Here is a 22,422-nt window from a genome sequence, read left to right as displayed (position 1 = left end):
GGCATGATCTGCCGTTTTATTCGCCCCCGATCTTTGTCGGGGCTTGTTGCCAAATGCCGTATTAGGCAACCCTTGAGACAAATAATGAAACGTATCCGGGCGCGCGATGCGTCGAATTTTCCCGGTTGGCAGCATAATATGCTAAAATGCTGTCATGCGGCGAAACGTGGTCAGTACCCCTTGTCCCGGTCGATCTGCCCGGGCACGACGCCGTCCCGCAGATCTGCCGATATTCCCGCGACGACATGCGCGGCGCCTTCTGTCGCGCTTGTCTGGCTGGCGATGTGGGGGGTCACGATGACGCCGGGATGGCGCCAAAGCGGATGGCCCGCGGGCAGGGGCTCGGGGTCGGTCACGTCCAGCATGGCGGCGGACAACCCGCCGCTGTCCAGAGCCGCGACGAGGTCTTTCGTCACAAGCTGTCGTCCCCTGCCCAGGTGGATCAGTCGCGCACCGTGCGGAAGCTGGGCAAAAAGATCAGCGTTCAGCACGCCTTCGGTTTCAGGCGTGAGCGGCAAGAGGCAGATCAGGATGTCGGTCCGGGCCAGAAAGGCGGACAAATCGGTGAAGCATTCGACGCCCTCGATCGTCTTGGGAGATCGGCTGTAGCCTGCCAGATCGAAGCCGAAAGGCCGCAGCCGATCCAGGACAGTGCTGCCCAGCATGCCAAGCCCCATCACTCCGACGCGCCGCCGGGCAGCAGGCAGGTTTTCGCCTGCCCGCCATTCGCCGCGCGCTTGCCGATCCAGATAGGCTGGTAGGTCGCGATGCATGGCCAAGGTTGCCATGGTCGCGTATTCGCCCATCTGCTCGGCGATCCCCGGGGCGAGCATGCGGACAATTCCAACCTGTGGCGGGATGCGGGCAAGGTCGAACTGGTCGATGCCCGCGCCGATCGAAAAGATCAGCCGCAAGTTCGGATAGCGCTCTGCCAGGTCATCGGGCGCGGTCCAGGTCACGACCCAACGGATCTCTGCAGGGTCCGGCGCCTCGCCCGCGTAAAACGCAACTTCGGGAAGTGCCTTGGCCAGGGCCTCGCGAAAGATCTGTGCCCGTTCCGGCGTCGAAAGAAACAGGACCGCCATCAACGCATCGCCGCGCGAATGTCGGGGTCGTCCAGCGTCAGGTCCAGAACCGTTCGTGTGCGTTCGACAATGGCGTCGATTTCGGCTTCGGTACAGCAAAGCGGCGGGGCATAGCCGATCACACCCTGGGCGAAGGCGCGGACGATCAATCCGTTCTGCCAAGCCCTATCGAAAACCCGCGTCGCCGGAGAGGCCGAGACGGGCAGGGCGGTCTTCCTCTCCTTGTCCGTGACAAGCTCGATGGCGGCCAGCATCCCCCGGCCCCGGACATCTCCGACAAGGGGGTGGTCGGAAAGGCTCTGGAGTCCGGCAAGGAGACGGGCTCCGGCCTTTCGGCCGTTCTCGAGCAGGCCGTTTTCGTAAAGGTCCAGGACGGCAAGCCCGACTGCGGCGCTGACAGGATGGGCGGAATAGGTATAGCCGTGCCCGACCGCGGCAGCGCCCGCCCCATCGGCGATCGTCTCGTAGACATGATCCGACAGGAAGACTGCACCCATCGGCACGTAGCCCGAGGTCAGGCCCTTCGCGGTCGTCATCATATCGGGAACTATGCCTTCATCCTCGCAGGCGAAAAGCGGGCCGGTGCGCCCGAAACCTGTAATCACCTCATCCGCGATGAAAAGGATATCGAGTTCGCGGCACACCTCCCGCAAGGCTCCGATCCAGCCCTTGGGCGGAACCAGCACGCCCCCCGACCCCTGGATCGGCTCGACATAGAAGGCGGCCACGCGCTCGGCGCCGCCAAGGTTTTCGACCTTTGCCCGAAGCTCTGCGACCGAGGCTGCAATGATCGCCTCGGGGTCGGGGCCGACCGGGTTGCGATAGGCGTAATGGGACGAGATCTTGTGCTGCCAGTCGAGCGGCAGGTTGAACCCGGCATGAAAGGCCGGCAGCGCGGTCAGGCCAGCGCCCACCGTGGACGAACCGTGATATCCCTGCTGGACCGAGATGAACTGATCCTTTTGCGGCATGCCGCGTGCGTGCCAGTAGTAGCGGACAAAGCGAACGGTGCTGTCGACCGCGTCCGAGCCACCCAGCGTGAAATAGACATGGTTCAGTTCACCTGGCGCGCGATCCGCCAGACGGGCCGCCAAGTGGGCAGCAGGCTCGGAGCCAAGTCCGAAATACCCGGTCGCATAAGGCAGTTCCCGCAACTGGCGCGTCGCCGCTTCGATCACGCTTTCATGCCCGTATCCGGCATTGACGCACCACAGACCGGCGAAGCCGTCCAGCAACTGGCGGCCCTCGGCATCCGTCACGGTCGCGCCTTTGGCGGATTTCAGCAGTCGCACACCGGATTGTTCATGGCCGCGCCACGAAGCCACGGGATGGACCAGATGAGCCCGGTCCAGTTCGATAGAGGAATTGCTTAGCATGGTTCTTGCTTTCCTTAGCCCAGGGCCTGCGCGGCAAGCGCATGGCGCGAGAATGTGCCGGTCAGGGGGTGAGTTTCGCCGCGCTGCATCGCGACGCCGGTATCGACGCGAAGCAGACCAAGCCCGGCCAGCCAGTCACTCAGGCCCGGGTCATCGGGCGTATCGACACGGATGAATTCGCCCTCGTGCCCCGCGATAAGGAACGCGAGAAGTTGTCGCGCCGTCTCGGCATCATCGGCGATGACCGGTCCGACGACCCGGCCGCGTCCAAAATCACGACTGATGGCAAAGCCTTTCCCCTCGACCAGGGCGACGGTGCCGTGACGCAGCAACTCGGCCAAAAGTCTCGATCGATCGGCTGCGGTTGCCGCTGCATCCATGGCGCGGATCTCGGGCAGGTCGGAGAGCGAACCGAGGCGAACGCCGTCGGGGGCAGGCAAGGCGGCCACACGACCCTGATGCTGATGCACCAAGCCGCATTCCTCAAACCCCAGCTTGCGGTAAAGCGGCAAGCCTGCCTGCGTCGCGACCAGCCTCCACGCGCTGGCGCTGGTCAGTTCAAGGACACGGGTCATGATCCCTCGTCCCAGTCCCTGCCCACGCATCTTCTGGTCCACGATGATCATGTTCGCCATCGACACCGCGCCGAACGGGGTCGCCATCGCGGTTGCCACGACCTGCCCGTCCTGCAAGCCGACGAGGCCATCGCTGACGGAAGCGACCAGCGCCCAATCGTCACGCCGATGAGGCCAGCCGGCCTCTTGCGAGAGGCGGAGTGCCGCGTCCAGATGTTCGGGGCCGAACCTGTCAAAAGTGAGGATCTGGGTCATGGGCTGCCTTCTGTCTCGGGTTCGGCACATCTTGCCGCGAATCCCGAAGATCTTTCGCGGCATCGCTGCTTCGCCTTGCAATCTTTGGCTGTTCCAACCGCAGATGACAGCATGATCTGCCGCCGTATGGCCTGTGCCGCTTCCCGCCCGCAGGAGCTTTCGGATGCCTGCCGCAACTCTCTGCCGCAGAGGGCTTTCCTTACGGTGTTTTCTGCTTTGCCGGGCAAGCAATGCGGCCGGAAGCCCCGACATGGCCGCGTAGGATGAAGCCAATCCCATTCGCAAGAGGACATCATGGCTTCGTTTCGCCCCAAATTCGTGACTTTCGACTGTTATGGCACGCTGACCCATTTCGACATGGCGGGTGCCGCGCGCCGGATCTATGGCGATCAGCTGGATGATGCCGCGATGCAGAACTTCATTCGCGACTTTGCCGCCTATCGGCTGGACGAGATCCTGGGTGCCTGGAAGCCCTATGCCGAGGTCGTGCATAATTCGCTGGAGCGCACCTGCAAAAAGAACGGCGTGCCCTTCCAGGACGAGCAGGCGCAGCGTGTCTATGCCGAAGTTCCGACCTGGGGGCCGCATCCCGACGTGCCGGCAGGGCTGGCCAAGCTGGCGCAGGAAATCCCGCTGGTGATCCTGTCGAATGCGATGAAGGTGCAGATCCCCCATAATGTCGAGAAGCTGGGCGCGCCGTTCTTCAAGGTCATCACCGCCGAAGAAACCGGCGCCTACAAGCCACAGATGCGCGGCTTCGAATACATGCTGGACGTTCTGGGCTGCGGTCCCGAGGACATCACGCATGTGTCATCCTCGTTCCGTTACGACCTGATGACCGCGCATGATCTGGGCATCAAGTCGAAGGTCTGGGTCAACCGCGGGCATGAGCCGGCCAACCCTTATTACGGTTACACCGAAATCGGGGATATCGGCGGCCTTCCCGGCGTATTCGGGATCTGACCGGGATGAAATTCGTGTCCTACTGGCACGACAGCGCAACCCGATTTACCGAAGCGGCGAAAGGGCCGGTCACGGGCCATTTCGACGTTGCGGTGATCGGGGCCGGCTTCACCGGCCTTGGGGCAGCGCGCAAGCTTGCCGCCGAGGGACGTTCGGTTGTGGTGCTCGAGGCGCGTTCTGTGGGTTTTGGTGCCTCGGGCAGGAATGGCGGACATCTCAACAACGGGATCGCCCATAGCTATCTGGCCGCGCGCAAGGAATTCGGGCCCGAAAAGGCCCGCGCCCTTTACCTAGCCTTCGATGCGGGGATCGACACGATCGAACGTCTGGTCGCCGAGGAGGGCATCGAGTGCGATTTCCGCAGGACAGGCAAGCTGAAGCTCGCCTCGAAACCCCAGCACATGGAGGCGATCGCCCGGAACTTCGAGGCGATCCATGCCGAAGTCGATCCGGAGACGGAACTGTTGACGCGCGACGACCTGTCGGTCGAGATCGGCTCGGAGCAGTTTCACGGGGCGATGCTGCAAAAGAAAAGCGCGATGATGCATATGGGGCGCTTCGTGTCTGGCCTGGCGGGGGCCGTTACGCGCCGGGGCGCGCAGATCCATGAGGATGCGCCCGTGACCGCGCGCCGTGAGATGGGCCGTGGCTGGGCGCTTGAAACCCCCCGCGGGAGTGTCACGGCAGACAAGGTGCTGCTTGCGACAGGCGCCTATACCCCGCCGGCCTTTGGCTGGTTCCGGCGCAGGATCGTTCCCGTGGGCAGCTTTCTTTTGGCAACGCGGGTTCTCGCACCAGATGAGGTCAGGGCCACCTTGCCCGGAAACCGCACCTGCGTCACCTCGATGAACATCGGCAATTACTTCCGGCTTTCGCCGGACAACAGGCTGATCTTCGGCGGGCGGGCACGCTTTTCGGCGCGATCAGACCAGCAGTCCGATGCGCGCAGCGGCGAGATCCTGCGCCGGGCGATGGTCGGGATCTTTCCCCATCTGAGTGATACCGAGATCGATTACTGCTGGGGCGGGCTCGTCGACATGACGCAGGACCGCTATCCGCGCGCGGGTTTCGCAGACGGGCTTTACTACGCCATGGGCTATTCGGGCCATGGCGCGCAGATCGCAACCCATATGGGCGAGATCATGGCCGACCTGATCACCGGGCGGACCGATCGTACCCCATTTTCCGATCAGCCATGGCAGGCGGTGCCGCTGCATACCGGCAAGCCCTGGTTCCTGCCGCTGGTCGGGCTCTATTACAAGGCAATGGACAAGGTAAAATGACGAATCTCCTGATCAAGATCGACCCCCTGAATCTGCCCGAGCCGAAGGCATCGAAACCTCTGCCAGATCGCCTGATCGCGGGCGATCCCTCGTTCCGGACATGGGCCTTTGACGAAGGCAAGGAGGGGCGGGTGAAAACCGGCATCTGGGAGGCCACGCCCGGCGAGACGCTTTCGATCAAGGGCGAAGTCTATGAGTTCTGCCACCTTTTCGAAGGCGTGGTCGAACTGACCGAAGAAGGCAAGGAGACGGTCACCTATCGCAAGGGTGACAGCTTTGTCATGAAGCCCGGCTATCGCGGATCGTGGAAGACGATCGAGACGGTGCGCAAGATCTATGTCGTGATCGAGTAAGCTTCGCCTCGGGCTGAGCGCGCGGGCGTCGGCAGTGCCGGCGCCCGTCCGCTTTTCGTGTGGCGGTCGATGGGACGGGAAATGAACGCTTTCGCGGCCCCATCGAGGGGCCTCGAAAGCGCGGGGGCCTGGAGCCCCCGTCAACCCTTTGGCCCGATCTTTCCTAAAGCCCCGCCATGTGGAACGCCTTGGTTTCGAGGTATTCCTCGATCCCGACACGCGCGCCCTCGCGACCAAGCCCCGATTGCTTCACCCCGCCGAAGGGCGAAACCGTCGTCGAAACCGAGCCGGTATTGAGCCCGACCATGCCGAATTCCAGCGCCTGTCCGACACGCCAGGCGCGCTTGTGGCTTTCGGTGTAGAAGTAGGCGGCAAGCCCATATGGCGTGCCATTTGCAAGCGCGATGGCCTCTGCCTCGGTTTCGAAGCGGAAGAGCGGCGCGACGGGGCCGAAGGTTTCTTCGCTTGCGAGTTCCATCTCGGTGCTCGCCTCGCCAAGCACGACCGGCGCGGCATATTGCCCACCGGCAGGGACCGGCGCTTCGGCCAGAAGCTTCGCGCCCTTGGCAAGGGCATCTGCGACATGGCGACGGATCTTGTCGATGGCGGGGGCATTGATCATCGGTCCGATCTCGTTGCCCGGCTCGGTTCCGGGTCCCACGCGCATGCGGGCGACCCGTGCCGACAGCTTGGCCGCGAAGGCGTCATAGACGCCCGCCTGGACCAGAATGCGGTTGGAACAGACGCAGGTCTGCCCCCCATTGCGGAATTTCGACGCAATCGCGCCCTCGACCGCCGCCTCGAGATCGGCATCGTCGAAAACGATGAAGGGCGCATTGCCGCCAAGCTCCAGCGAGAGGCGTTTCAGGCTGGGTGCGCATTGCGCCATGAGGATCGAGCCCACGCGCGTGGAGCCGGTGAAGGAAAGCTTGCGGACGACGGGGTTCGCAGTCAGCTCGGCTCCGATCTCGGCGGGCATGCCCGTCACGATGTTGATGACCCCTGCCGGGATTCCCGCCCGTTCGGCCAGCACGCCAAGGGCCAGCGCCGAGAAGGGGGTGAATTCCGAGGGCTTGATGACCACTGTGCAGCCAGCGGCCAGCGCGGGCCCGACCTTGCGCGTGATCATGGCATTGGGGAAGTTCCAAGGCGTGATGATGGCCGAGACGCCCACCGGTTCCTTCAGGACCACGATCTGCCGATCGCCCGCGGGGGCTGGGATGACCGATCCGTCGATCCGGCGCGCCTCTTCGGCGAACCATTTGACGAAGCTCGCGCCGTAGCCGATCTCGCCCCGTGCCTCGGCAAGCGGCTTGCCCTGCTCCATCGTCAGGATGAGGGCGAGATCCTCGGCATGTTCCTCCATCAGCGAGAACCATTTCTCGAGCAGGGCCGCGCGTTCGGAATGCGGGCGGCCTCGCCATGACTGGAAGGCGATATCGGCCGCCTTGATCGCGGCGCGCGTCTCATCGCCCGAGATGTCCGGGACGGTGCCGATCACGGCTGCGGTAGCCGGGTCGGTAACCTCGATCACGGCACCCGAAGCGGCCTGAACCCAGTTTCCGCCGATCAGCGCCGCCTGGCGGAAAAGGTCGGGATCGGACAGCCCTGGAAATTTCTGCATCACGTTCATCATCTACTCCTCGAGCGCGGTCACGATGGCCGCGGTGATCTGATCTGTCGTGTCGGCCCCCGGCACGGTGCCGATACCGCGCGCGGTCGTCGTCTCGATGGCACGCATGATCCGGCCTGCGACGGCGCCTTCGCCGAGATGGTCGAGCATCATCACGAGCGACCAGATGGCAGCGATCGGATTGGCAATGCCAAGATGGGCAATATCCGGAGCCGAGCCGTGAACCGGCTCGAACATCGAGGGCCCCTTGCGGGTGGGGTCGATATTGGCCGAGGCCGCAAAACCAAGGCCGCCCTGGATCGCCGCGCCGAGATCGGTCAGGATGTCGCCGAACAGGTTCGAGGCCACGACCACGTCCAGGGTTTCAGGCGCCATGACCATGCGCGCGGCGATTGCGTCGACATGGTAATGGCTGACCTCAACCTCGGGATATTCCCGCGCGAGCTCGCGCGTCACCTCGTCCCAGAACACCATCGAATATTTCTGCGCATTCGACTTCGTGACCGAGGCGAGCCGCTTGCTTCGGGTCATTGCCTGTTCGAAGCCGAAGAGAAGGATGCGTTCGACCCCCGCGCGGGTGAAGATCGCGGTTTCAACGGCCACCTCGTTTTCCGTGCCCTGATGCACCCGGCCGCCGGCCCCGGAATATTCACCCTCGGTGTTTTCGCGGATGCAGAGGATATCGAAGGCCTCCTTGCGCAGTGGGCCTTGCACACCGGGCAGCAGCCGGTGCGGACGGATATTGGCATATTGCACGAAGGCCTTGCGGATCGGCAGCAGGAGGCCGTGCAGGGAAACCGCGTCGGGCACCTTTTCGGGCCAGCCGACGGCGCCCAGAAAGATCGCGTCGAACCCCCGCAAGGTTTCGATCCCGTCTTCGGGCATCATGCTTCCGGTTTTAAGATAGTGATCGCAAGACCATGGAAAGGTTTGTGTTTCCAGCAAGCCTGGCGCTGCCTTTTCAGCCACCTGCATGGCGGATTGGATCACGGGGTTGCCGATCCCGTCTCCGGGGATCAGGGCGATGCGATGGGTCATATGGGCCTCAGATGTCGATGAGAACGGATTTCGTGCGGCGGTTTGCGTGATAGGCCTCGCGACCCAGATCCTTGCCGATGCCCGAGGCCTTGTAACCCCCTGTCGGCAGGATGTGGTCGCGCGAGCGGCCATAGCGGTTGACCCAGACCGTGCCGGCCTGGAGCGTCCGCGTCACGCGGATTGCGCGGGCAAGATCGCGGGTGAACACCCCGGCGGCAAGGCCATAGGTCGGGTGGTCGGCAAGAGCCAGCGCCTCTTCTTCGGTGGTGAAGCCCTGGATCGTCAGGACTGGGCCGAATATCTCTTCGGTGACGGCAGGGTTGTCCGATGTGACAGCGCCGAGAATCGTCGGCTTGTAGAAGAACCCTTCGCGCTCGAGCGGGGTGCCGCCGCAAAGCACCTCGGCGCCCTCGGCAATGGCGGCCTGGACGATGCTGTCGATCCGGTCGCGCTGCGTCGCGGAGATCGCGGGAGAATAGCCGGTCGAAGCCAGCCAGCTTGGTCCGGGGTTCTGCGGGCGCATCAATGGCAGGAGCCGGTCGGTCAATGCTTCCGCAATGCATTTCTCGACGATCACCCGGCTACCGGCGACGCAAGCCTGCCCGGCGTTGAACATGATGCTTCCCGCGATGCATCTGGCCGCGAGGTCCAGATCGGCATCCGCGAAGACGATCTGCGGACTTTTCCCACCCAGCTCAAGCGTCATCGGCTTGACCCCGCTGCGCGCGACATTCTCCATGATGGCCGAGCCAGCCAGGGTCGAGCCGGTGAAGCTGACCTTGCCGATCCCGGCATGACCTGTCAGCGCGGTCCCGGTCACGCGCCCGTCCCCGAGAACGACGTTGACAAGACCTGGGGGAATGCCCGCCTGAACGGAAAGTTCGGCCATGCGAAGCGTTGCGAAAGGGGTCATCTCGGATGGCTTCAGGACCACTGCATTTCCTGCGGCAAGCGCGGGCGCCAGCTTCCATCCGGCCATCGAGATGGGAAAGTTCCAGGGCGTGATCGCCCCGACGACGCCATAGGGCTCGTCCATGATCATCCCAAGCTGGTCGTCGCGGGTCGGCACAAGCGCGCCGCCTTCCTTGTCGGCCATCTCGGCAAAGAAGCGGATCTGTTCAGCGGTGATCGCGATGTCGATACCGGGTATCTGGCTGATCAACCGGGTGGATGCGACGGCCTCCAGCGCGGCAAGCTCATCGGCATGTGCCTCGATCAGATCGGCCCAGCGTTGCAGGGCGCGTGTCCGGTCGCGAGGTTGGCAGCTGCCCCATCCCGAGGCGCGTTGCGCGCGGGCGGCCGTCGTGACGGCGTGATCGACCACGCTGGCATCGGCAATCGGAATTGCCCCAATTGCGCGGCCATCCGAGGGGCGGGTCAGTTCAAGGGCCTCGTCGCCCTCCAGCCAGTCGCCACCAATGAAGTGGCGTCGAGGCAGGGAAAGGCTTGCAGGGTCGAAGGGAATGTTCATCGGGCTCGTCCAGTTCTTTGCCCGCAAGACTAGCGGCCGAACCACCGCAGATGAGGTTTGCCGAGCGGAGGTGGCAGCGGATCATGCCGTAGAGAGATGGGTTGTCGGCATTCCGTGCCGTCACGAAAATCTGCCCGCCACTGGTCCGGGCGTCCGCCTGTCGCCCCTCTCGGCAGGTAATTGCGCTCGGCGCACGACCTTCGGCATCATCTGGCGCGACAACAGGTGAAGGATATCCGGGAAATCAGAACGAGAATGCCATGACCCCCGAAGCCATCCTTGCCGATCTTGTTGCCTGCCCGGATTTGCCCGGCAGGTCGAACGCGACGATCGCGGAAACTGTCCAGCGGCATCTGCGCCGCATGGGGGTCGAGCCGGTGGTCCTGCAAGGCCCGGAGGGCGATCGCGTAAACATTCTGGCGACGATCGGACCCCGGGATGTGCCGGGGGTGGTTCTTTCGGGGCATATGGACGTTGTCGCGACGGACGGTCAGGTCTGGGCGTCCGATCCGTTCTGCCTGACGGCCCGCGACGGCAGGCTGTATGGTCGCGGCACCACGGATATGAAAGGCTTCCTCGCCTGCATGCTGGCCATGGTGCCAGAGTTCCAGGCCGCGGGTCTAAGGCAGCCGATCCATCTTGCCTTTTCCTATGACGAAGAAATCGGCTGTCGCGGCGTAGGGCATATGATCGCCGCGATGCCCGGCCTGATCGCCCCGCCTCTGGCCTGCATCGTGGGTGAACCATCGGCGATGCGTCCGGTCCTGTCGCACAAGGGCAAGCGCGCGACATCTCTGGTGTTGACCGGCCGCGCCGCGCATTCCTCGCGCCCCGAAGCGGGGCTGAATGCAAATTATGCGGGGGCCGAGATGCTCTTGGCAATCCGCGACCTGAATGCGCGGCTGGCCGAGGATGGCCCGTTTGACGACCGGTTTTCACCGCCCCATTCGACGGTCGTCGCCGGAGTCGTGCGGGGTGGCACGGCCGTGAACATCATCCCGGAACGATGCGAAATCGCATTCGAAGTGCGGGCAATTCCCGCTGATGATCCGGCGGCCATCACCGCCAAGGTGATCCGGCGCGCGCAGGATCTGGTGCCAAATCGTGCCCTTGCCGTCAGCCATAGCGAGTTGAGCGCCTATCCCGCCCTGCCGCCTTCCGAATGCGCCGAATTGGCTGATCTGCTGGCCCGGCTGACCGGGAACATTCCTTTGCAGTCGGTAAGCTACGGGACCGAGGCGGGGCTTTTCCAGGCTGCGGGAATACCCGCGATCATCTGTGGGCCGGGGGAAATCGACCGCGCCCACCGGCCGGATGAATTCATCACCCCGGGCGAGTTGGCCGAATGCTGTGCGATGTTGAGGGGGCTTGCGCAGCATTTGTCGTCGGCTTGACCTACCAGACGGGCGGCGTCGTGACCCAGATGACCCGCGTTTCTCCGGCGTGAAGGTTGCGGAAGCGATGTGGCAATTCGCTTTGGAAATGGAACGAATCTCCGGGGCCCAGGCGAAAGACATCGCCATCGACCGCAAGTTCGATCTGGCCCGACACGACCAGCCCGCATTCCTCGCCCTCGTGCTGATAGCTGTCCTCGCCCGATCCGCCGCCTTCCTGCAGCACAAGCTCCATCACCTGCAGGGCGCCGTTTTCATGTGCGTTCAGGAAGGATTTCATGAATCCCCGGTCTCCGAAATCGACCGAGCGACGTCGTCCGGCGCGCACGATGATCTGGGCTTCGCGCTCGGACCGCTGGTCGCCACTATCGAAAAGCGACAGGACCGGTATGTCCAGGGCAACGCAGACCGCGCGCAAGACCCGCACCGAGGGAGAGGAGATGCCGCGTTCGATCTGACTAAGGAGCCCGACGGAAATACCAGCCGAATCAGCAACTTGCTTCAGGGATCGGCCGCTTTTCTTGCGTGCGGCGCGGACGGCCAGCCCGAGCGAGCGATCATCCTCGGTCTCGGGAATTCCGAACTGGTCGGGATCAGTCGCGGTCATCACATGCCCTTCTTTGCCGTTACCCGCAGAATAGATGCCGCCGGCCGCATATCGCAAACCAAAAACCGGTCTTCCATCACCTGACTGAAAATTCTACTGCTCAAATCTACATCGCTTTCACCTTCGTGAATATTTTAAGATATTTTCCTTGCCAAGAAGAATTCGTTCAATATCGTGAAAATATGTCCTCCACGCTTCGTAGCGCCCTATGAGAGGACCCGAAAAATGCAGACAGCAAGGAGAGTGAATTTCATGACCATGAACAGACTTGGCAAAGTTGGCGCGGTGCTTGCCCTTGGCCTGACCGTTTCAGCACCGGCTGTCGCGCAGGACGCCATGACGGTCGGCATCACGACAACAGGTGTGCCCTTCACTTTCCTCGACACTTCCACGCAGCAACCTGCCGGGGCAATGGTCGATCTGGCCTCGGCCATTGCCGAGGATATCGGCAGCCCGGCCAAATTCGAGGTGACCTCGTTCTCGGCCCTGATCCCGTCGCTTGAGACAGGAAAGATCGACATGATCTCGGCCGGCATGTTCGCGACCGATGAGCGCAAGAAGGTCGTGAACTTCACCGACCCGGTCTACAGCTATGGCGACGGTCTGTTCGTGAAGTCCGAAGACAGCACAGCCTATCAGTTGGAGGATCTGAAGGGCGAAGTGATCGGCGCGCAGATCGGCACGACCTTTGCCGACAAGCTGCAGGCGACCGGCCTGTTTTCCGAGGTGAAGCTTTACGACAGCCTGGCCGATATCATGCGCGAGGTGAAACTGGGCCGCATCAAGGCTGGCTTCGGAGATGCACCGATCGTCGCCTATCAAATCGCACAGAACCCGAACCTTGGTGTCCACCTGGTCGAGGGCTACACGCCGATGAGCGAGGGGAACGTGGCCATCGCGCTCTCGAAGGACAAGCCTGAACTGCTGGAAAAGGTCAACGCGTCGATCGCCGAGATGAAGTCGAGCGGCGAGCTTGCCGAGATCTTCTCGAAATACGGCCTTTGAGCAGGGGTCCGGGCCGGCTCGGCCCGGACCTGCTTACACGGAGTCCCCATGTCCGAATTTCTCGACAGCGCGCAGACCTATCTGCCGATCCTGACGAAAGGTCTTTGGCTCACGGTCGCGGTGACGCTTCTGTCCTTGCTGCTGGCCTCGTCACTGGGTCTTTTCTGGGCGCTCATGCGCACGTCAAACAGCCGGCTTCTTGGCGGCATCGCCCGTTTCTTCGTCGAATTCCTTCGCGGAATTCCGATCCTCGTGGTGCTCTTCTACATCTACTTCGTCCTTCCCGAACTGGGGATCGACCTGACGGCATTCCAGGCCGGCGTGATCGGGCTTGGGCTGACCTATTCCTGCTATATCGGCGAGACGTTCCGCGCGGGCATCGAGGCGATTCCAAAGGGGCAGGTCGAGGCCGCCAAGTCGATCGGCATGAAGCACGGGCTGATGATGCGCCGGGTCGTCCTTCCGCAGGCGTTCCGGATCGTGCTGCCGCCCTATGGAAACAACATGGTGATGCTGCTCAAGGACAGCTCGCAGGTGTCGGTCATTTCGGTCGCCGAACTGACGATGCAGGGCAAGATGCTGGCATCATCGACCTTCGACAACATGACGGTCTTCACGCTGGTGGCCGCACTGTACCTGTGCCTGACCATTCCGCTGAACATGGTAATGCGGCAGGCCGAAAAGCGTCTGGGAGGTGCGAGATGATCCGCTTCGAGAATGTCCATAAATCTTTCGGCAAGCTCGAAGTGCTCAAGGGAATCGATGCCAGGATCGCCAAGGGCGAGGTCGTGTGCCTGATCGGGCCGTCCGGATCGGGAAAGTCGACCCTGCTGCGCTGCGTCAACGGGCTCGAGGATTACCAGTCCGGCGAGATCACGATTGACGGTGCGAGGATTGATGCCCATGCCGCGTCGATCCACCGGCTCCGGACTCGGGTCAGCATGGTGTTCCAGCGCTTCAACCTGTTTCCCCATCGGACGGCGCTGGAAAATGTCATGGAAGGGCCAGTTCACGTCCTGAAGCAGCCGAAAGCCCAGGTCCGCGAGCGCGCTACCGCCCTGCTGGAACGCGTCGGACTGGCTGCCAAGATCGATGCCATGCCCGACCAACTCTCCGGCGGGCAGCAGCAGCGCGTGGCAATCGCGCGGGCCTTGGCCATGCAACCCGATGCGATCCTGCTGGATGAACCGACCTCGGCGCTGGACCCCGAGATGGTCGGCGAGGTGCTTTCCGTCATGCGGGCGCTGGCGGCCGAGAAGATGACCATGCTGATCGTCACCCATGAAATCGAATTCGCCCGGCAGGTCGCGGACCGGGTGCTGTTCCTTGATGGCGGGCGGATCGTCGAGGATGGCCCGGCACGCGAGGTGATCGGAAGCCCCAGGCATCCGCGGACGCAGGATTTCCTGCGTCGCGTCACCCATCCGGAGGGCTGAGATGTTCTCGATGAACTCGCTTTGGGAGGCGACGGCCAAGCCGGGCGTGGAATATCCGCCGCTTGCGGGCACGCATCGTTGCGACGTGCTCGTGATCGGTGCGGGCTTCACAGGCCTTTCCGCGGCACTTCACCTGGCCGAGGCTGGCAGTGCGACGATCCTTCTGGAAGCCGTGCAACCGGGGCAGGGCGGCTCCGGGCGCAATGGCGGGCAGGTCATCCCCGGCCTGAAGGAAGACCCCGACGATCTGGAGCGCCATTTCGGACCGGACAGTGCAGCCTTTGCGGGAGGCACGGCGGATGTCACGTTTTCGCTGATCGACCGGCTGGGAATCGACTGCGACGCGGCCCGCGACGGATGGATCCAGGCGGGTGTCGCGAAATGTCATGTCCCCGGGCTCGAAGCGCGGGCGCGGCAATGGGAAAGCCGCGGCGTCGCGGTCGAGTGGCTTGACCGGGACGCAATGGCCGCGCGGACCGGAAGCCATTACTTTGTCGCGGGCTGGCGCGATCCGCGTGCGGGGCGCCTGCATCCGCTCAAATATGTCAGGGGGCTTGCCGCCGCGGCGGCCCGCGCCGGGGTCGATATCCGAGGTCACAGCCCGGTCACCGGAATCGCACGCCGGGGCAAGCGCTGGGTCGCATCGACGGCGCAAGGCCAGGTCGAAGCCGAGCGGATCGTCATGGCAAGCAATGCCTATACCCCTGCCGCACTCTGGCCGGGGCTAAGGCAGACCATCGTGCCCGCCAACAGCTTTCAGGTCGCGACCGAACCCCTTTCGCCCGAACTGCTTGCCCAGATCCTGCCCCGCGGCGAAGCAGTCTCGGATATCCGCCGGATCGGGAACTACTTCCGGATCGGTCCGGGCAACCGGCTGCTGATGGGCGGGCGCGGCAGTTTCGCCGAGCCGGCCGCGGACTCGGCCTTTGACGGCATCGCCGCGGCCATTCGAAGGCTCTTTCCCAAGGCCGGGCGGTTGAAGATCACGCATCGCTGGGGTGGACGTGTCGGCATGACCACCGACCATTTGCCGCATCTGCACGAGCTTGCTCCGGGTCTGCTTGCAGCGATCGGCTACAACGGAAGAGGGGTTGCCCTGGGAACGGCGATGGGCAGGGCGCTGGCCGATCACCTGACGACGGGCAAGGCGCTGCCCCTGCCGGTCAGCAAACCCCAACCCTTGCCGATGCACGGGTTGCACCCGATCTATGCCGGGCTCGCAATCCACTGGTACAGGCTTCGCGACGCCGTGGAGGCCCGGCAACGCTGAACGGCCCTGGGACAAAGCTCGCCCTGTCAGTTCAGCCCGGCCAGGCGCAGGCCATGGACATAGAGATCGAGGTCTTCCGCATGCTTCAGTGGGGGCACCTTGCGCCAATGCTCGATGGTGAAATTCGGATGCACCCGCATCACTTCCGAGGCATGGTGGCGCGCCTCGTCCATCTGGCCCAGCATGGCGTGACTGGCCGCGAGGAGGCGATGTGCCTCGGACTGGTCGCGCATGCGGTAGAGGGTTTCCAGCGTGCGCGCATAGTCCCCGTTGTGGAAATAGGCATCGCCCAGAAACCACAGGTAGGAATCAGGGTGATAGGGGTTGAGCCGGATCGCGCGTTCCAGAAGGTTCACGGCGCGCTCGCCCTGGCGGACATAGGCAAGGCAGTCGCCCATATAGGCCAGCAGATCGGCATCATTCGGGTTGAGATCGACAGCATGCTCATAGGCGGCAATGGCTTCGTCATGCTGCTTCTTGTAGAGATGCGCGAGCCCCATTTCCGAGAAGCCACGGGAATCCAGGCTGTCGCACTGGACGGCGCGCTTGGCGAGGGCAAGTGCCTCGTTCAGCGATCCTTCGGGGTCGTTTGTCCAGTTGTAGCGCCACTCGACATTGAAGGTGCGCGACATCGCCGCATAGCTGCGGCCGTAATCCGGGTCGAGGTCGCGCGCCTGCTCGAAAAGGCGCCTCGCATGCAGGTTCGCGTCGGGAAGGAAACGGAATCCCATGTCCTGTCCCCGCAGCACGAGACCATAGGCGTAAAGCGCGGGATGTGCATGTTCCGCCAGCCGGCGCCGCTCGGCCGCGTCGATATGGATCGCGACCCGCGCAGAGGTCATGGCGGCCACATCGTCCTGAAAATCGAAGATGTCCGTCATCACGCCATCATAGCGTTCGGACCAGATGACGTTTTCGCTGGCGGCTTCGACCAGGTCGACGGTCATCCGGATCCTTTTGTCCGAACGCCGGAAACTGCCGGTAAGCAGATAGCGCACGCCCAGTCTCCGTCCGATTTCACCCAGCGATCCGGCATTCGCGGCGGCAAGGATCGAGGAATGCCGCGCAATGACCATCAGGTTGCGGAACCGCGAAAGGTTGGTGATCAGATCTGCCGCGATCCCCTGGCAAAGATACAGATCTGATGGATCGGCCGAGATATTCTCGAGCGGCAGGATCGCCAGCGATGCATCCGGCAGGCTTTCGGCACCCAGAGATCGCGTGGGGATCGGCAAGCTGCTCTGGCCAGTGCACAGTCGCTCGACCGAGTAGATCTCCACCGGTGCCGAGACATTCTTGAGCCGCTTGGAGCCAAGCGAACGCAGCCGAAGATCGCCATTCGCCCGGACGATCTGATAGACCGCCTCGGTCACGCAGATCCCGCCCGGTTCGGCAAAGCTCTGGATGCGGGCGGCAAGGTTCACGCTATGGCCATAGACGCCATCGGCCCCAGCGAAGGTGTCGCCGACCGAGATCCCCACCCGAAAGCTGATGGATTGGGCCCCATCTGTCCAGGCGGATTCGCGCGACAACTCGCTTTGCATCTCGATCGCGAAATGCAGGGCCTTGTGCACACTTTGGAAAACGGCGACCAGACCGTCCCCGGCCGTGTTGACGACCGATCCCCCGTAATCGCCCACGAGGTCACGGATCAATGCAAGCGATCGGGTCAGACGCGCGACCGTTCCCCGTTCGTCCTGTTCGAGAAGTCGCGTATATCCGTGAACATCCGCGTAGAGGACGGTCAGAAGCTGCGGGCCGCTCAAGTTCGACTGCGCAATCATGCTTCCGGCACTTTCCTCTGCGGTGCTGTGATGCCGCATCTTCGGGATGAAAGCGGCTGTTGGAATTCGCTTTTTCTGCCTTGCCGCCCCCTAAACGCCGCCAAGCGCCCATCTGTCAAGCGCCACGTCGAAGAGTACGGCACATGCTTGGCAAATATGTGGGATAATTATTGACGAAAGATCAAGGCGGGCCAGTGACATGAGATAACTAGCTCATATACTGCCGCCATGAATCATTGCCCGATATTTCATCTTCGCCCGGCGTGTCGCGATGAGTTTGCCTTTGCCGAGGCGATCTACATCGATGCCATGAGGCCATTGATGCTGCAGTTGGGCAAGTGGGATGAGCCGATGCGGCGGGCAGCGATCAGAAGGTCCTTCAAGGCCGCCGATTCCTGCATCATCGTCTATCGTGGCGTGGATATCGGATGGACCCAGATCACCGAGCGGGACACCGATTACAATCTTACGCAGATCCAGATTCTTGCGGAATACTGTGGCCTCGGCATCGGCTCGCGGATCATCCGCGATTTGCAGGATCGCGCCAGTTGCGAAGGCAGGACCGTTTCACTTTCCGCGGTACGCACCAACCGTGCGATCGAACTTTACTGCCGGATGGGGTTTCGCGTGATCGATCCCAATGCAACGCCCATCATCGACATGGTCTGGACGCCGACCGAACGGGTCACTTAGGCTTTGACGATGGGGCCGCTGGAAGGGGAGAGGATGCACCCGCGAGGCCTTGGTCCGGAAGTGGACCTGCAAGATGACAGCAAGGGATATCTGACCGGCACCCATCGCGGCGTCTCTCCAGCCCGGACCGTCGAGCGGGTCAAGGCCTTGATGCCGCAAATGGGCATCACGCGGATCGCCAATGTGACCGGGCTCGATCGCATCGGCATTCCGGTGGTGATGGTGTGCCGTCCGAACGCGAGATCCCTGGCGGTGTCGCAGGGCAAGGGCTGGGATCTGGAGGCCGCCACTGCCTCGGGTCTGATGGAGGCGGCCGAACTCTATCATGCCGAGCATATCGAACTTCCGCTCAAGTTCGGCAGCATGGCCGAGCTTCGGCATGCACATGAATTTGTCGATGTCGGGCGGCTGGCGCGGACCTCGGATCGCTTTCACCCGAACCTTGTCACGCTTTGGGCCGAGGGCAGGGATCTGATCTCGGGCACCGCGCGCTGGCTGCCTTATGAAACGGTCCGAGCAAATCTCACCCTGCCGCAGCCGCCCGGCAGCGGCTGCTTTGATTGCAGCAGCAATGGGCTGGCCTCGGGGAACAGCATGATCGAGGCGATCTGCCACGCGATCTGCGAAGTGATCGAACGGGACGCGACCGCCATGTGGAAGGCGAGCACGCCGGACCTGCGCGCAGCGACTGGGATAGATCCCGAGAGTGTCACCGACGCCGCGTGCCGTGCCGTGCTTGCCCGGCTTGGGGAGACTGATTTCGACGTCACTGTCTGGGATATCACAAGCGATATTGGCGTTCCCAGCTTCTACACCCTGCTTTCTGATCGGCGCGACCCCCTGCAGCATGTCGGCATCGGGGTGGGCACGCATCCGTCACGCGCGATTGCCCTGCTCAGGTCGCTGACCGAGGCGGTACAGGTTCGGACCACCTATATATCGGGTGCGCGCGATGATCTCAGCCCGGTCGAGTACTCCGTCGCGGAACGAAGCCGCAAGGCCGAGATCGCAAGCATCTGGCGCGAGGCGCATCTGCCCTCGCGGGAATTCGCGGCCATTCCCGAATTCCTGTCGGACAATTTCGGTGACGATCTGGAATGGCTCCTGACGCGGCTTCGGCGCGTGGGGATCACGGAGGTTGTCGCCGTCGATCTGACCAAGGCTTCGTTGGGGATACCCGTGGTGAAGGTCGTCATTCCGGGGCTCGAGGGGCCGGATGACCACGCAGGCTATATCCCCGGCGAGCGGGCGCGAAGCAGAGGGCGGGCATGAACATCATCGTGTTTGCTGGCCCCTCACTGAGGGAAAGCGATACTCTGGCCCATCCTGATTTCGACTTTCGCCCCCCTGTGCGACAAGGCGAACTTTACAAGGCCGCGCTGTCCGGCCCCGCAGCAATCGGGGTCATCGACGGCTATTTCGATGGGGCGCCCGCCGTATGGCACAAGGAGGTGCTTTGGGCCCTGTCTCAGGGGATCGCCGTCTATGGCGCGTCCAGCATGGGGGCGCTGCGCGCAGCCGAGCTTCATCCCTTTGGCATGCAGGGCATCGGTCGGATTTTCGAGGATTACCGCGATGGCGTGCTGACCGATGACGACGAGGTCGCGTTGCTGCACGGTCCGGCCGAGACGGGATTTGTCGCCCTGAGCGAGCCGATGGTGAACATCCGCGCCACGGTCGCCGCAGCCGTCGTGCAGGGGGTTCTGGACAAGCCTGCGGCAGCAGCTCTGGTCAGGTCGGCGAAGCGCCTCTTTTACCAGGAACGGAACTGGCAAGCCGCGATTTCCGCCGCCGAAGGCTTCGATGCCGCGCGGCGTCAGCGGTTTTTCGACTGGCTTGCGCGGGGAAGGATCGACCAGAAGCGGCTGGACGCGCTTGCCTTGCTCGCAGCGCTGGCTGAACACAGGCCACCCCCACCCGGGCCGCCTGGATTTGTCTTCGAGCATACAGAGGCTTGGGCCAATGCGCCCTGGATCGCAGCGGAGCAAGACCTGCTGTCGGCAGAGGACGCGCGCATCCTGGACGAGCTGCGGCTCGATGCCGACAGGTATCTGAAACTGCGGCAGGACGCGCTTTTGCAGGTCTTGGCGTTGGATGCGGCCAAGCGTGCGGGCTTGGAGCCGGATCGGGATGAAGTGTCAGAGACGGCACTTTCGATAAGGCTGCCACTGGGCCTGTTTCGCCAACGCGACATCGGGGGCTGGACTGCACGAAATGGCCTGAGCCGGGATGGTTTCGAGCGCTTGATCTCGGATCGCGCGTCGCTTGCCAAGCTGGCCCGGCAGATGGATCGCCAGCTTGGCGGCGCCATGCTTGACCTGCTGCGTCTTGCTGGCGATTTCGAATCTTTGCGCGCGCGCGCCGACCGCAAGGCGGACGGGAAGGGTGCGGATGGGCAGATCGTGCCGCCCCAACCCATGCTCATGAGCTGGTATTTCGAAACCCGCCTGGGACGCCCTGTCCCCAGCGACATCACGGCCTATCTGATGGATCTGGGAATGTCGGACCCCGAGCACTTCCATCTCCTTCTGGCGGCGGAATATCGCAGATGCGCGACTGATCCTGCTGCCCCGAGGGCGCGAAGTGGCAGATCGGCAGAAACCCTTCTGGATCCGAGAAAAAGTTCGACAGGATTGCCGCTTTAGGCTAGTTCTTTCGGGTGTCCGCCAGACAGGTGCCGCGAATGGGGCCTGGTCTGCCTCGATCTTTCCCATTTCATCAAAAAGGTTCCCGAATGCCCGAAACATTGCTCAGCCACTCGGAGATCCTGCTTTTCGGTCGTGTCGTCGAAGACCTGCATATCAAGGCCACGGAAGAACCCGAGGCGGCCAAGAGCTCGGGCCAGCCTGGCGCCGTCGAGGGGCAGCTTGCTGCCGAACAGCCGAATTTCGCGCGGGTCTATGGTTTCGGTTTCGAAGGGCTCTACCATGTCCTGCCGGTGCCTGCCCTGTTCCTGGTTCATGGCCCCGGGGTGTCGGCAGAAACTGCAGCCTCGGGTCTGCGCCCTTCGGCTGGCGCCACCACCGAGGGCTCGGTTGGCGGAGTTCTCCTTCCCGATGACCTCATGGTCTGGACCTATGACAAGGCCGATTACTCGATCCGCATGGATGTCCAGTCGGGCATGTTCGAGCAGCTCCTGCTTGGCAAGGGCCCCTCGGGCCCCGAAGCGCGTGGCATGAGTGTTGGCGGCATGAGTGTGAGCGGAATGAGCGTTCAGGGCATGAGCGTCGGCGGGATGAGCGTCCGAGGCATGAGCCTGCGTGGTGACAAGAAGGAGTGATCCGCCGTGCTGCCTGACACTTCGTCAGGCGGATAGGGGCGAGTTCAGCCCGATCCGGCCGCGATGCACATTTTCCTGTAGAAGGGAAAGGTCTGGCGGCTCCTGGATCAGTGCCGATGGCGCCGAAAGGGCTTCTGCGGTCCGGCGCCAGAATGCCGCATCGGTCCCGATGCGCTTTCTGATCGCCACGCGCGCGGCAGAACGCTTGGCCTGCCTGGCCATCGCACGATATTGCGCCGCGACCTCGTTCAGCTGATGGTCCAGACCCCATAGCGCGTCTTCGAGCCTCGTGATCGCCATTGACTGCGCGCTCGCCTGCGTGGCGATCGAAAGGGCCAAGGCCACATCGCTCGAGGCGGTCTGGAGGTGGCGATGCTCGCGATTCAGCGCCTCGGTGAGTTCAGCGATCTCGGACTGGCAGCTCGGAAGCGAGGAAAGCAGTTCCGGCAATTCTTCCGGCAGGTAGCGCCCGTTGCCCGCGCCCGCCGCGATGCAGATATGGGCCGCAATCAGATCGCGCATTGCCGCCACATCCATGGCCGATTCGTCTTCAGGCAGGTCGAGTATCGCCGAGGCGAGGTCGAAACCGATGACCTCTATCCTGGTGCAAGCCTGCATGATCGGGCCGTCTGTTCCTTCCATACGATGCAACTCGGCGGCCAGGGCCCCCCATAGGCGCTGTTCGCACATGCGCATCATGCCTGCGCCGCGCGGCGCGGTTCTGGCATGACCGCGCAACGTGGTGCAGCACCGATCCAGAAGCACTGCGATCGCGCCCAGCCCAACCGGCAGATCAGCCGCTTCGGCTCGGTTCAGGCTCGCCATCTGTTCCGCAAGGCTCTCGACCTGGAGCATCAGGTTCTGCGTGCGGGGCAGCAGATGCTGCTGGCAATAGCGCGAGCTCGCCATGAGCATCGTTTG

The 22,422-nt window shown here is 63.2% G+C and carries 21 protein-coding genes (1 of these 21 cut by a window edge); 12 read left to right on the top strand and 9 right to left on the bottom strand.

The window, feature by feature from the left end:
* Positions 1 to 170: 170 nt before the first annotated feature.
* The 3 genes from RGQ15_RS20505 to RGQ15_RS20495 are packed head-to-tail and all read right to left on the bottom strand — an operon-like array spanning position 171 to position 3,291.
* Positions 171 to 1,085, bottom strand: coding sequence for a 2-hydroxyacid dehydrogenase (locus RGQ15_RS20505; RefSeq protein WP_311162709.1), 915 nt, complete (start codon positions 1,083 to 1,085; stop codon positions 171 to 173).
* Positions 1,085 to 2,461, bottom strand: coding sequence for an aspartate aminotransferase family protein (locus RGQ15_RS20500; protein WP_311162708.1), 1,377 nt, complete (start codon positions 2,459 to 2,461; stop codon positions 1,085 to 1,087). The genes RGQ15_RS20505 and RGQ15_RS20500 overlap by 1 nt, the downstream gene beginning before the upstream one ends.
* A gap of 14 nt (positions 2,462 to 2,475) precedes the next feature.
* Positions 2,476 to 3,291 carry a GNAT family N-acetyltransferase gene (locus RGQ15_RS20495; protein WP_311162707.1) on the bottom strand — a complete coding sequence of 272 codons (816 nt, stop codon included), beginning with the start codon at positions 3,289 to 3,291 and terminating at the stop codon, positions 2,476 to 2,478.
* Between the two features lie 294 nt (positions 3,292 to 3,585).
* Here RGQ15_RS20495 and RGQ15_RS20490 point away from each other — a divergent pair, with 294 nt between their 5' ends.
* From RGQ15_RS20490 to RGQ15_RS20480, 3 genes are read left to right on the top strand one after another with little or no spacing between them, the layout of a single operon-like run.
* Entirely contained in the window at positions 3,586 to 4,254 is a 669-nt protein-coding gene (locus RGQ15_RS20490) for a haloacid dehalogenase type II (protein WP_311162706.1), read from the top strand.
* A 5-nt stretch (positions 4,255 to 4,259) separates the two neighbouring features.
* Complete coding sequence (locus tag RGQ15_RS20485) at positions 4,260 to 5,537, top strand: NAD(P)/FAD-dependent oxidoreductase (protein ID WP_311162704.1); 1,278 nt, start codon at positions 4,260 to 4,262, stop codon at positions 5,535 to 5,537.
* Entirely contained in the window at positions 5,534 to 5,890 is a 357-nt protein-coding gene (locus tag RGQ15_RS20480; protein ID WP_311162703.1) for a cupin domain-containing protein, read from the top strand. Before RGQ15_RS20485 ends, RGQ15_RS20480 begins: the two co-directional genes overlap by 4 nt.
* A gap of 163 nt (positions 5,891 to 6,053) precedes the next feature.
* Here the strand turns inward: RGQ15_RS20480 and RGQ15_RS20475 are convergent, their stop codons facing one another.
* Genes RGQ15_RS20475 through RGQ15_RS20465 form a run of 3 tightly spaced genes read right to left on the bottom strand, consistent with a single transcriptional unit; the run spans position 6,054 to position 10,032 of the window.
* The gene (locus RGQ15_RS20475; protein WP_311162702.1) at positions 6,054 to 7,514 is read right to left on the bottom strand and encodes an NAD-dependent succinate-semialdehyde dehydrogenase; all 1,461 of its coding nucleotides are present in this window, start codon (positions 7,512 to 7,514) and stop codon (positions 6,054 to 6,056) included.
* Between the two features lie 12 nt (positions 7,515 to 7,526).
* A complete protein-coding gene (locus tag RGQ15_RS20470) occupies positions 7,527 to 8,561 on the bottom strand; it encodes a tartrate dehydrogenase (protein ID WP_311162701.1) in 1,035 nt (344 codons plus the stop codon).
* A gap of 7 nt (positions 8,562 to 8,568) precedes the next feature.
* Complete coding sequence (locus tag RGQ15_RS20465) at positions 8,569 to 10,032, bottom strand: aldehyde dehydrogenase family protein (protein ID WP_311162700.1); 1,464 nt, start codon at positions 10,030 to 10,032, stop codon at positions 8,569 to 8,571.
* 260 nt (positions 10,033 to 10,292) lie between these two features.
* On the opposite strand from RGQ15_RS20465, the gene argE reads away from it, so the two are divergent.
* On the top strand, positions 10,293 to 11,426 hold the full coding sequence (gene argE / locus RGQ15_RS20460; RefSeq protein ID WP_311162699.1) for an acetylornithine deacetylase: 1,134 nt from the start codon (positions 10,293 to 10,295) through the stop codon (positions 11,424 to 11,426).
* 1 nt (position 11,427) lies between these two features.
* On the opposite strand, the gene RGQ15_RS20455 is transcribed toward argE, so the two are convergent.
* The gene (locus tag RGQ15_RS20455) at positions 11,428 to 12,033 is read right to left on the bottom strand and encodes a cupin domain-containing protein (protein ID WP_311162698.1); all 606 of its coding nucleotides are present in this window, start codon (positions 12,031 to 12,033) and stop codon (positions 11,428 to 11,430) included.
* Positions 12,034 to 12,285: 252 nt separating this feature from the next.
* Between RGQ15_RS20455 and RGQ15_RS20450 the strand changes: the two genes are divergently transcribed.
* From RGQ15_RS20450 to RGQ15_RS20435, 4 genes are read left to right on the top strand one after another with little or no spacing between them, the layout of a single operon-like run.
* The gene (locus RGQ15_RS20450) at positions 12,286 to 13,038 is read left to right on the top strand and encodes an ABC transporter substrate-binding protein (RefSeq protein WP_311162697.1); all 753 of its coding nucleotides are present in this window, start codon (positions 12,286 to 12,288) and stop codon (positions 13,036 to 13,038) included.
* 48 nt (positions 13,039 to 13,086) lie between these two features.
* Positions 13,087 to 13,743 carry an amino acid ABC transporter permease gene (locus RGQ15_RS20445; RefSeq protein ID WP_311162696.1) on the top strand — a complete coding sequence of 219 codons (657 nt, stop codon included), beginning with the start codon at positions 13,087 to 13,089 and terminating at the stop codon, positions 13,741 to 13,743.
* Positions 13,740 to 14,474: an amino acid ABC transporter ATP-binding protein gene (locus RGQ15_RS20440; protein WP_311162694.1), complete on the top strand. Its 735-nt coding sequence runs from the start codon at positions 13,740 to 13,742 to the stop codon at positions 14,472 to 14,474. The genes RGQ15_RS20445 and RGQ15_RS20440 overlap by 4 nt, the downstream gene beginning before the upstream one ends.
* 1 nt (position 14,475) lies before the next feature.
* A complete protein-coding gene (locus RGQ15_RS20435) occupies positions 14,476 to 15,744 on the top strand; it encodes an NAD(P)/FAD-dependent oxidoreductase (protein WP_311162693.1) in 1,269 nt (422 codons plus the stop codon).
* Between the two features lie 26 nt (positions 15,745 to 15,770).
* On the opposite strand, the gene RGQ15_RS20430 is transcribed toward RGQ15_RS20435, so the two are convergent.
* A complete protein-coding gene (locus RGQ15_RS20430) occupies positions 15,771 to 17,528 on the bottom strand; it encodes a tetratricopeptide repeat protein (RefSeq protein ID WP_311162692.1) in 1,758 nt (585 codons plus the stop codon).
* A gap of 321 nt (positions 17,529 to 17,849) precedes the next feature.
* Here RGQ15_RS20430 and RGQ15_RS20425 point away from each other — a divergent pair, with 321 nt between their 5' ends.
* From RGQ15_RS20425 to RGQ15_RS20410, 4 genes are all read left to right on the top strand, one after another.
* Positions 17,850 to 18,221 carry a GNAT family N-acetyltransferase gene (locus tag RGQ15_RS20425; RefSeq protein WP_311162690.1) on the top strand — a complete coding sequence of 124 codons (372 nt, stop codon included), beginning with the start codon at positions 17,850 to 17,852 and terminating at the stop codon, positions 18,219 to 18,221.
* A 33-nt stretch (positions 18,222 to 18,254) separates the two neighbouring features.
* Complete coding sequence (locus RGQ15_RS20420; RefSeq protein ID WP_311162689.1) at positions 18,255 to 19,493, top strand: YcaO-like family protein; 1,239 nt, start codon at positions 18,255 to 18,257, stop codon at positions 19,491 to 19,493.
* The gene (locus RGQ15_RS20415; protein WP_311162688.1) at positions 19,490 to 20,866 is read left to right on the top strand and encodes a TfuA-like protein; all 1,377 of its coding nucleotides are present in this window, start codon (positions 19,490 to 19,492) and stop codon (positions 20,864 to 20,866) included. Before RGQ15_RS20420 ends, RGQ15_RS20415 begins: the two co-directional genes overlap by 4 nt.
* An 89-nt stretch (positions 20,867 to 20,955) precedes the next feature.
* Complete coding sequence (locus RGQ15_RS20410) at positions 20,956 to 21,501, top strand: hypothetical protein (RefSeq protein WP_311162687.1); 546 nt, start codon at positions 20,956 to 20,958, stop codon at positions 21,499 to 21,501.
* Between the two features lie 24 nt (positions 21,502 to 21,525).
* Here the strand turns inward: RGQ15_RS20410 and RGQ15_RS20405 are convergent, their stop codons facing one another.
* Positions 21,526 to 22,422 carry the 3' portion of a hypothetical protein gene (locus RGQ15_RS20405; protein WP_311162686.1) on the bottom strand. The gene runs 153 nt beyond the window's last position, so 897 of the gene's 1,050 nt are visible here — the last part of the coding sequence; its start codon lies beyond the right edge, outside the window; the stop codon is at positions 21,526 to 21,528.

Source organism: Paracoccus sp. MBLB3053 (assembly GCF_031822435.1).
Classification (GTDB): domain Bacteria; phylum Pseudomonadota; class Alphaproteobacteria; order Rhodobacterales; family Rhodobacteraceae; genus Paracoccus; species Paracoccus aurantius.
Note: the sequence above shows the minus strand (reverse complement) of the source record. Positions and strands in the feature narration are given on the sequence as shown.

Coding starts and splice junctions, on each gene's coding strand:
- RGQ15_RS20505 (WP_311162709.1), bottom strand. CDS start 1,085: ATGGCGGTCCTGTTTCTTTCGACGCCGGAACGGGCACAGATCTTTCGC.
- RGQ15_RS20500 (WP_311162708.1), bottom strand. CDS start 2,461: ATGCTAAGCAATTCCTCTATCGAACTGGACCGGGCTCATCTGGTCCAT.
- RGQ15_RS20495 (WP_311162707.1), bottom strand. CDS start 3,291: ATGACCCAGATCCTCACTTTTGACAGGTTCGGCCCCGAACATCTGGAC.
- RGQ15_RS20490 (WP_311162706.1), top strand. CDS start 3,586: ATGGCTTCGTTTCGCCCCAAATTCGTGACTTTCGACTGTTATGGCACG.
- RGQ15_RS20485 (WP_311162704.1), top strand. CDS start 4,260: ATGAAATTCGTGTCCTACTGGCACGACAGCGCAACCCGATTTACCGAA.
- RGQ15_RS20480 (WP_311162703.1), top strand. CDS start 5,534: ATGACGAATCTCCTGATCAAGATCGACCCCCTGAATCTGCCCGAGCCG.
- RGQ15_RS20475 (WP_311162702.1), bottom strand. CDS start 7,514: ATGCAGAAATTTCCAGGGCTGTCCGATCCCGACCTTTTCCGCCAGGCG.
- RGQ15_RS20470 (WP_311162701.1), bottom strand. CDS start 8,561: ATGACCCATCGCATCGCCCTGATCCCCGGAGACGGGATCGGCAACCCC.
- RGQ15_RS20465 (WP_311162700.1), bottom strand. CDS start 10,032: ATGAACATTCCCTTCGACCCTGCAAGCCTTTCCCTGCCTCGACGCCAC.
- argE (WP_311162699.1), top strand. CDS start 10,293: ATGACCCCCGAAGCCATCCTTGCCGATCTTGTTGCCTGCCCGGATTTG.
- RGQ15_RS20455 (WP_311162698.1), bottom strand. CDS start 12,033: ATGACCGCGACTGATCCCGACCAGTTCGGAATTCCCGAGACCGAGGAT.
- RGQ15_RS20450 (WP_311162697.1), top strand. CDS start 12,286: ATGACCATGAACAGACTTGGCAAAGTTGGCGCGGTGCTTGCCCTTGGC.
- RGQ15_RS20445 (WP_311162696.1), top strand. CDS start 13,087: ATGTCCGAATTTCTCGACAGCGCGCAGACCTATCTGCCGATCCTGACG.
- RGQ15_RS20440 (WP_311162694.1), top strand. CDS start 13,740: ATGATCCGCTTCGAGAATGTCCATAAATCTTTCGGCAAGCTCGAAGTG.
- RGQ15_RS20435 (WP_311162693.1), top strand. CDS start 14,476: ATGTTCTCGATGAACTCGCTTTGGGAGGCGACGGCCAAGCCGGGCGTG.
- RGQ15_RS20430 (WP_311162692.1), bottom strand. CDS start 17,528: ATGATTGCGCAGTCGAACTTGAGCGGCCCGCAGCTTCTGACCGTCCTC.
- RGQ15_RS20425 (WP_311162690.1), top strand. CDS start 17,850: ATGCTGCAGTTGGGCAAGTGGGATGAGCCGATGCGGCGGGCAGCGATC.
- RGQ15_RS20420 (WP_311162689.1), top strand. CDS start 18,255: ATGCACCCGCGAGGCCTTGGTCCGGAAGTGGACCTGCAAGATGACAGC.
- RGQ15_RS20415 (WP_311162688.1), top strand. CDS start 19,490: ATGAACATCATCGTGTTTGCTGGCCCCTCACTGAGGGAAAGCGATACT.
- RGQ15_RS20410 (WP_311162687.1), top strand. CDS start 20,956: ATGCCCGAAACATTGCTCAGCCACTCGGAGATCCTGCTTTTCGGTCGT.